Origin of the sequence: Roseibium sp. (genome assembly GCF_025698965.1) — a bacterium.
GTDB lineage: Bacteria > Pseudomonadota > Alphaproteobacteria > Rhizobiales > Stappiaceae > Roseibium.
The window spans coordinates 1-8,666 of the sequence record NZ_JAILWL010000276.1; the positions used below are offsets into that span (position 1 = coordinate 1).

General features: G+C 56.9%; 8 protein-coding genes. All 8 read right to left on the bottom strand.

All coding sequences use genetic code 11. From position 1 onward, the window contains the following. Positions 1-398, bottom strand: a 398-nt coding sequence (locus K5905_RS20450) for a head decoration protein (RefSeq protein ID WP_297587070.1), incomplete at its 3' end; no start/stop codon positions are given. Between the two features lie 85 nt (positions 399-483). Then, positions 484-1,782, bottom strand: coding sequence for a S49 family peptidase (locus K5905_RS20455; RefSeq protein WP_297587073.1), 1,299 nt, complete (start codon positions 1,780-1,782; stop codon positions 484-486). Positions 1,783-1,796: 14 nt separating this feature from the next. Continuing rightward, positions 1,797-2,039, bottom strand: coding sequence for a hypothetical protein (locus K5905_RS20460; RefSeq protein WP_297587076.1), 243 nt, complete (start codon positions 2,037-2,039; stop codon positions 1,797-1,799). Further along, positions 2,039-3,658 carry a phage portal protein gene (locus tag K5905_RS20465; protein WP_297587078.1) on the bottom strand — a complete coding sequence of 540 codons (1,620 nt, stop codon included), beginning with the start codon at positions 3,656-3,658 and terminating at the stop codon, positions 2,039-2,041. The genes K5905_RS20460 and K5905_RS20465 overlap by 1 nt, the downstream gene beginning before the upstream one ends. A gap of 2 nt (positions 3,659-3,660) precedes the next feature. Beyond that, entirely contained in the window at positions 3,661-5,607 is a 1,947-nt protein-coding gene (locus K5905_RS20470) for a terminase gpA endonuclease subunit (protein WP_297587081.1), read from the bottom strand. Further along, complete coding sequence (locus tag K5905_RS20475; RefSeq protein WP_297587083.1) at positions 5,604-6,281, bottom strand: hypothetical protein; 678 nt, start codon at positions 6,279-6,281, stop codon at positions 5,604-5,606. Before K5905_RS20475 ends, K5905_RS20470 begins: the two co-directional genes overlap by 4 nt. A 238-nt stretch (positions 6,282-6,519) precedes the next feature. Beyond that, complete coding sequence (locus tag K5905_RS20480) at positions 6,520-7,320, bottom strand: hypothetical protein (RefSeq protein ID WP_297587085.1); 801 nt, start codon at positions 7,318-7,320, stop codon at positions 6,520-6,522. A gap of 331 nt (positions 7,321-7,651) precedes the next feature. After that, the coding region (locus K5905_RS20485) for a DUF5906 domain-containing protein (RefSeq protein WP_297587087.1) at positions 7,652-8,666 on the bottom strand (1,015 nt) is incomplete at its 5' end.

Sequence of the window (8,666 nt, forward strand, 5' to 3'; positions counted from 1 at the left end):
TCCGCGATGGTGAAGCGAACCTGTTTGCCGAAAGCAGTTCCAACTACGGCAGTACCTATGGATTTACCATCGGGGTCCGACACCTCGAACGTGCCACCGTTCGCTTCTGGCTCGGTACAAACAATCGTGTATTTGCCTTCCTTGGCAGCGGTCGTGATATCTGGCGAGGACATCGTCAAAACACCGTCACCGGTGTTCCCGGCGTCCACCTCAATAGAGGTGCTAACTGCATCGGTCGTTGTCAGCAGAGCCAGGATTGTTCCGAGCGCGATGGTACGAACTACCCCGCTGCCAGCAGCAAGAACCACGGATTCGCGGGAATAGTCCTGGTGGACTTCCCATTTCAGAAGCGACGTAAGCGTCGCCGCCTGTGTCATAGAATAGTACGGCAGAGACATCAGAGTTCCCTTTCAATCAGCCGAAAAAGAGCGTTCCCGGCCCGGATCAGGTCGGGGTCAAAGATCGTTAATGGTTGGAAGTGGTTTAAGAGGCGTAGCGGTCGACTGCTTTCGCCAGACCGGACTTTTCCTTTTCCACCTTCAAGGGGCCAGCGAGATCGATCTGCGCTTCCTGCGCTGCGCGGTCTTTCCGGTCGGCGAAGTCATCGTCCTTGTCGGTGGAAACAGTCGCCTTGGCCGATTTTGCCAGGGCTGCGTTTGCAGCTTCCGGGCTCTGATCGGTATTAAATGCAAAGTGCCGGGCAAGATCTTCGCGTCCTTTTGCCTCATCGCTGTCAAGGATTGCCTTGATGCGGCCGCGCTCTGACTCAGCACCGGCTTTTTCACCTTCACTTCGAGCCGTTGCGGTAGCACTGTCGAGCTGTTCCTGATTGATGCCCGAAGCAGATGCATCGGGCGCTTGGTTATTCCCGCTCATGGATAGTCCCCTTTGCTGCGAGATTTTGCGCCCGACGCGGGCGCGGGAAAGATCTTCAAGCACTTCGTCGAATGTGCCGACCTGGTCAGCCAGACCGACATCAAGTGCTTCATCTGAAAAAAGCAGGTTCGCCTGCAAATCGCGGATCGCCTGCGCATCCACGCCGCGATGTTCGGTGACGAGGGCGACGAAACGATCCATGATCGAATTGACACGCGTTTCAATCGACGCCCGTGCGTCGCCCTCCAGCGGTCCAAACGGGTGGCCATCAACCTTGCGGTCACCTGCATGGATGATCGTTGCCTTGACGCCACGCGCTTCCATCTGCTTGCTGCGGTCGAAATGCAGCCGAAGAACACCAATGGAACCGACTTCGGAACTTTCGGACATGACGATCTTGGTTGCGCCGCTGATCACTCCGTAACCGGCAGAAGCAGCCAGCGAATTCACCACAGCAATTACCGGTTTTTCTTCCGCGACTGACTTCACCAATCGGGCGGTTTCGAACATTCCCGACACGACACCACCCGGCGAATTCACGTCGAGTGCAATCGCAGAAACTTCGCTGTCAGATGCTGCCCGCTTGAGCTGCTCGGCAAACCCTTCATAAGAGGTCATGCCAGAGTAAGAGCCCATCCATGCCCCACGATTGACAAGCTCGCCCATCAACCCGATGCGGGCAACGTTGCCGATGCGAGCATAGCCCTGCCATTCCGGTCCACCTGCCCCCGGCTCGAATGCATCCTCTCCCCGGAACCTGTTTCCTTGAGTTTCTGTTGGCGCAACGCCGAGCATGCGCGAGGCGAGATATTCACCGATCAGCAAACCTTGGCTTTCTGCCAGCAGCAAAGGCGTGTCGAATACCTGCGAGGCCGCCCGCAGGTAACTGAGTTCATGTTCTGGCATGGGGTCTCCGATCCTTAGAATCCGCCGCGCATCGCAAAGCGGCTGCGCTTACCGGTCTTGCGGGCGCATTCGACCCTCAGTCTTGTGATCAGCCGCTCCAATTCTTTTTGGTTGGCTGGCTGTACTGCCACGTCGAAATCTTCGTATCTGACACGCACCTCGGCTTCACCGGCAGCAAGCCTGTAAAGAGCCGATTGCAATATCGGCCACACAAGGCAGGGATCGGTCGTGTCGATCCCGTCGAAGATGCTCGCCATCAGACCTTGTCCTCATCATTGTTGGCGTCCTGGTCGACCTCGTCGCTGTCGTCCTTCTCATCAGCATCGCCGTCATCTTTATCGTTGGCGAACGGAGAGCCTTTCGAGGCATGAGGATCGGACAGACCGAGATCTTGAAAACGCTTACTTTCGCGCGCACGCTGCTCGACAACCTCTTCCCAGTCGTATCCGAGTTCTCCGCACTCATATGAAAGATTTGAGACGCCACGTTCCAGACGCTCCCCCATCGACTTAGCCGACTTCAGATCATCGGCGGTCGGTTTAGCCGGGCCATTCCATTCTGCCTGCGTTGCTGCGCCCCGCATGCGAAGAAAACTGCGATAGCCACCCGGGAACTTGATCCAGCCCTTGAAAATCTGCTCTTCGATCCAAGCGTCGTAGACAGCCTGATAGAACGGTGCGACCAGATCCTCGCGGCGACTGACAACCTGCGGCCAAAGCGACGCGATCCCCATGCGCACGCTCGAATAGGTCGCCCCTTCATAGTCGAATGCCAACGCCTCATAGGAGACACCAACCGCGCGGGCGATTTCGCGCAACAGGTTGCGCATGAACGGCAGATAGTTGTTGTGCGGATGATTGGTGTTGTGGAATTGAAGCTCCTCACCAAAAAATAAGTGCGCGATTTTGCCGTGCGCGCCTAAATCGAGCTTCGCTCCTTTGGCCCAATCTGCTTTGGCGTTAATAAACGCACCGATGTCACTGGTTATGTTCCCTTCTTCGTCCTTCTCCATGAGACCTTCAAAAATCTCCTCGGAAAGAGCGTCTGATTTGACGGTCGCGGCGAAAATGGTTTGAAGCAGCGCGGCCACCAATGTCGCATCTGCCAATTGGTCAACCTGACGGAAAACCTTGAGGATTGCTGCAAAGGGCGAGATCCCCCTCGTTTGGTCGGCGTCTCCGTCGAATGTATGGATGATCAGCGGGCGACCGTCCTTGTCGCGTGCTGGCATGGTGACTGTCTTATCGACACCGCTTTGGCGTACGCGGACACGGTATGCGACCGCCATCCCGTCTTCGTCCAGAAACACACCTTGATGAAGCCTCGCCTCTTCACGGGTCTCCTGTGTGATCCGGAGCGGAGACAGCAGCTGAATTTTGGTTGTTGTCGCTGAATTCCAGCGTCTGCGCTGGATGACACGCGCAAGACCTTCACCGAACGCAAAATCCGTGCGCAGGCGGGTCTTTGCCATCTTGGCAATCGTCATCTTGCCGCGCGCATCACATTCAAGCGGGTTTCTGGCATAAGCCCGGAACCTGGTTGCCGTGTCGCGCGCCCACTCGCTCGCCTCTTCCTGACTGGAAAAGCCACACGCTTTCCAATCGGGTTTTGGGTTCAACTTCAGACCGCTGCCGATGGTGTCACCGACTGCCTGATCGACCGCGCCTTTCATCCATCCGGAGTTGTGAATGGACTCGATGGAGCGCGAGGCAACAGCGGCCCACGCCTGACGCACGTCCTGCTTGGCCTCACGCAGAACAGGAGACGGCCACCCGGCCAGGAACCCGCTGCGGTCCGGGCGCAGAAACTGCGCAGACGGCTGCGATTGCGCCGGAAGTGTTTCACGGCGCGGGATGACAGGGACAGAAGTCGTCATGATTACCCGTTCAAGGCCTTCGAGAGGCTCGCTAAGGAGGAGGTTTTGGTCTTCTTCGGTTTGGCCGCTGGTGCCGACGCCAAGGGCAGGTCCTCGAAATCGAGTTGCGCTTCCGGCACTGGCGTCCAGCGCTCGGCTTCCAGCTTGTCCCAGAGCAGAGAAGGCATGGAGCGCAAACCTAGTTTGGTAGCCGCGGCCTCTGCCTGGTTCATGGTATCAAGCGGTTCGTTGGCCTGTGACGGATCTTTCTGCCACTTCCAAACCTCGAAGCCGTCCTTGTTTTTTTTCGGCACGCGCCGCTCCGCCGTTACGCCCTGGAAATATTCGTCGTCGAGACCGGACGGAAAGGAAACATAACCAGGTTCAAGCGGGTCTGTTTTGCCAACATTTCGATAGAAGCCGAATTTCATGATCGAGCTGTTGAAGTTGAAGAACCGCCGGGAATGTTTTTTCGGTTTCCCGGTTTTGTCGTCGTATTCCTGCTTGACCCGCTGCAGCCGGGGCGCCGTCTCTGACTTCGCACCGCGCACCATGATCACTTTTGAGGCGGGATGCCGCTTCGCCCATCCCCAAACATCGGCCGTCGAATAGTTGCCATCTATCGCCGTCAGGTCCGGTTTCAGCTTGTGGCCATAAACGTTCTGCCACTCACTGGCGATCAGGGCGTCCAGTTGGCCACGCGCCGACTTCTCGCTGACGTGACCGGTGATGACACCGTAATCGATCACATAACGCCGCAGCTCGCGGTCCCACCCGACCAACTGCCATTCTTCTCGATCATCTTGACAGTCAATACCCAGAGTGATCAGCACTGCGCCTGCCGGAATTATTCCTTTCCGGTAATCGGAGATTGCCGCCCGATCCCGCAGTTCCTCCCACGGCGGTGCGTCGCCGGCAGCGTTGTAAGCCAGCCCGACGACATCGTTCATGAATGTCTGTTCGCTGGCCGGATCTCCCTTGGCCTTCAGCCATGCCCGCGCGATCCGCTCGAATGTCTGAAGGACGGAATAGGCTGACCAGATCCAGAACGACCGATGCTGGCGCATGGCCTTCGGATTCTGTGCCCGCCACTCGAGTTTCTTGAGCATCGCCGGGCGGTGATGTTCTTCAATGACACCGCCGCATTCCGGTTCCGTGCAGGTGAAATGTGCCCGTTCGGGGCGCTCCTCCTCCAGGTTGGCAAGCATGTTCTCCCATTCGAGAACTTGCATGTGACCACAATGCGGGCAAGGAACGTAAGGCAGTTCCTGACTGCCGTCCTCGTAGTTCTTCGAAATCCGGCAACCGGGTTGCACCAGCGGCGTGGAAATCTTGGCGATCTTCGCAAATTCGTGTGCCTGTGACCGGCTGTCGGCCTGCGCCTCCGGGTCACCTGCCGAATTCGTTTCCCATTTCGCCAGATCATCCTGGACCTGGTTCTTCATGGTGACCATCGACAGCGATGCCGGAGAATTTGCCCCCGAAATCTGGATCGCGCCGCGACCGTCGAGCCGTTCCTTGTAGAGGATCGAGTCGCCACCGTCCCGGCTCTTTTGCGAGAACAAGGCACGGAGCGATGTTGTGTTTTTCAGCATCGGCGCAAGCTTTTGCTTGGACCAGCGCTGCGCGTTGCCCTCGGTCGGGTGCACATAGAGGAAATCCCCCGGCACCATTTCGAGCGAGCCGCAACAAAAGATGTTGGCGAGCACCGTGCCGCCGAGCTGTGCGCTTTTCTTCAGCGTCACAATCCGGCAAGGATCGTCGGGCGAAAACGCCCTCAAAACCTCATCGAAATATCCGAAGAGATCTCGGTTGTACGGACCCGGATACGGGCTTTCACGCTCCGATAGGACAATGTTGTCTTCCGCCCATTTCAGGTAATCGACCTTCGGCGGAGGCGTCCAGGCTTCCGCCATGGCCTCATATTCGAGGCGCTCCGCGTTTGCGGCGTCGACAGAAAGGCAGGTCACTCAACATTTTCCGGTTGTTCTTCAGGTGCGATTTCGGTTTTGACTGTCTCAGGCAGGCCTTCTGCAACTGCACGGTTCTGGTCTGCCGCGCGAGAGCGCATTTCGGTGAATTCGGCTTTCAGGAGGTGCAAAACATCCCGAACGGGTACTTCAAACCGCGAGGCGATGGCCGCAGCCATGTTCGGCAGCGCTCCCTCGAATGTCTGGATCATCTTCACGGCGATCCGCATGTCGGAGGCGCGGATTTCAGCGGCAGATACAAACCTGCCCTTTTCGGCCTCCTCCTCCGCCGCCGCCTTTCGGCTTTGTATCTGAGCCTGAAAAAGCCGCTCCCGTTTTAGCTTGTCCTCTACCGTTTCCTTTCGCGGATCCAGTGACGGCTGCGGCGTATGCTGCGGTGGCGCTGTTTCCAGCGGCAAAGGCCCAGGTTGATCGACCGATGACAGCCGGGTCTCAAGACCGTTGCCGAGCATTTGACCGATGTCGAGATGATTGCGCAGCTGCTCACGAGCCACAGCAACATTTATTTTCGCGCGCCGCCCCTCACCGACCAGTGCCGCACCTGAGATCTTGCCCTCGGTGATGTACTGAGACACCCGACCGGCGCTGACATTCAGGATATCGGCAAACTCGCCCTTGGTGACAACGGCGCTTTCTTCCGCAACAGCTGTCACAGGCGCGCTCCGCTCAACGGCTCAACTTTAGGAGTTTAGGTTTAACTTTAGGACTTTAGCCAACTTTAGGCTTCGAATTTAGGGTCAGACTGGCGAACTTAAACGCTCAGTCACCCCGTATTGCAGTTGACGGTGTACGGTCCCTAAATCGCCCAACAAAAAACCCCGCGGGCGATTGCCAACGGGGTTTCTGAACCTTTTTCAGTGCGGCGGTTGTATGTCAAATCCTGCTGTCACGTCAAGAAAAAAATTTCAGGTCGGGCAGAATGACTGGCGCTCGCGACGCTTCGAACTGCCAAGGGCAAACAGCGCGCTCGGTTCCCATGACCTCCCATAACTCAAGCTTCTCCTTGAGTTCTTCTGCCAGAATACCAAGGCAGCAATGCCAGATCTGATACTCTCCACGGGATATGATGACCGGGATAGGATCGGGATCGAAAAAGAACTTCTGATATGCTCCTGCCTTTGGTGCTTTTGTGTTGCGATTCCACCCGTCCGCCGTCTCCCACTTGTGTTCGACTGGATTTCCCTTGTCATCAAGGGCATGCTCAATCCGCATCTGAAACCAGATAGGATGACCATATTCGTTGCGCGCCACTTCAAGCGTCGGGACCTCCCCTTCTGTCTCAGGGCAACCGCCGAGGATCGCATGCTTACGGACGATATCGACCGGTCGACGCCTCGCATTTGCAATCCCGAACCGCGCCGCGTCCAACACGGACTTGCAATGCTTGCCGTGTTCTTCAATCTCAGGCATCGGGTTCCAGTCGCACGGCAGATCCAGCTCAATCGCATCCAGATCACACACGGCTGCATGAACCTTGACCGCATCCGCGCGCGGCTCACCATCCGCCACCGCGAAATCAGGAACAACACCATACCGATTATCATCGACCTGCGTCATGAGCTGCCCATATCCCTCGACCATCAGCCAGGACGAAGCGCCCGCGAGACCATTTCCGCCACCGGACGCGGCTTTCGGCAACTCCTCGCAATAGGCCCACTTCAACAGCTTTTCGATATCAATGCGTTTCTTCACAGCAAAGCCCCAAATTCGGAGTGATTTGACAGGTGGTCCATATGGTCCACTGTGGTCCAGTTTAAAAAACAATAGTGTGGACCGCTTTTTTCATTGCCCTTCAAAGACTTAAGCCGCTGGTCCAGTTGGTCCGGGCAAACCTGCTCTGTGGGAGAACAGGAACAAAGGGGTAGATTGCCTATTCGCGCGCGCACGTGGGGCGTGTTTTTACGTGGACCACATGGACCATATGGACCAACCGTTGATTTCATTGGATAATCTCGGTCCACATATAGACCCGTGGTCCACACTTCGGGTGGACCACTGTCATTCAAAAGCCGTTCTACCCCTCTCACCCTTCTTTCTCCCACGTCGGTTCGTCGCTTTGAAAATGGTCCTCATGCGGCTCTTTCGGCCAGTCGACAGCCTGCCCGACCGCCTCCGCAAAGCTCTCCCTACACACAATCAGGTCAGGGAACACATAGGCGCGCTTGCGTGTGCCGTCGTCGACACGAGGCCGAAAGTCCTTGACGCCCGGAATGAGCTTAATCAGCGCCTTGCCGAACTGGTTGAGATCGACGCGGCGCTTGATCCCGATCTTGTCCGCCCATGCGAGATATTCCTCATATAGGTGCTGCTTGATGACGAAATCGGACGGGTTCCACCTGTCATCATGCTTGAGTATCGCCCCCTCCTGAAGCCGCTCGAAAACGAACATGTCGACGCTGTCCAGGGACCGCAATTTTTGCTCCAGAAGCGCGCCCGTGCGCGGGATCTGCCGCAGGTTGACGGTGGACAGATCGAAAGACAGGAGGTCCGCAAGCAGTGCCCGCCGCCCGCCTTTATCAAGCTGCTCCATCATTTCCCCGAAATACCCGTGGTTTTCCTTGGCATGAGCAGCACAGTCGAGAACGCAATAGCGCCGTTCGTCCTTTCCCGCAGGCACGACCCAATCCTCATTTGAGGTCATCATGATCCGGACGAAGTTATCCAGCCGGTACGGATCAACACCCTTTGACTCGATCATCTGGGTTTTGGAGGTAATCAGGCCTTTCAACCGGCCCTCTGCCACCTTATCCCCGGCCCAAACCGCCTCTTCTGCCTGCAGCAACAGACAGGCACTCATATGAGCGTTGAATTGACCGGTGATATAACGCGGATCATCGACCTGGAAGAAATGCGGCGCAATCAGGCTTCCCATTACCTCGCCCATGATCGATTTTCCCGTCCCCATCAAACCACGGATGACAAGGGCCGTACCGGGGCGCTCACGCGGGCGCTGCATCATGTGTGCAAACCAGCCGAACACCCACCTGAACAAAGCTTCGTCGCCGTCGCAGATGTTGGTCAGCATGTGGTCTTTCAGA

Bases quoted from the DNA above. Each gene is read 5' to 3' on its own strand.
- K5905_RS20465 (WP_297587078.1), bottom strand. From the start codon at position 3,658: ATGACGACTTCTGTCCCTGTCATCCCGCGCCGTGAAACACTTCCGGCG.
- K5905_RS20460 (WP_297587076.1), bottom strand. From the start codon at position 2,039: ATGGCGAGCATCTTCGACGGGATCGACACGACCGATCCCTGCCTTGTG.
- K5905_RS20455 (WP_297587073.1), bottom strand. From the start codon at position 1,782: ATGCCAGAACATGAACTCAGTTACCTGCGGGCGGCCTCGCAGGTATTC.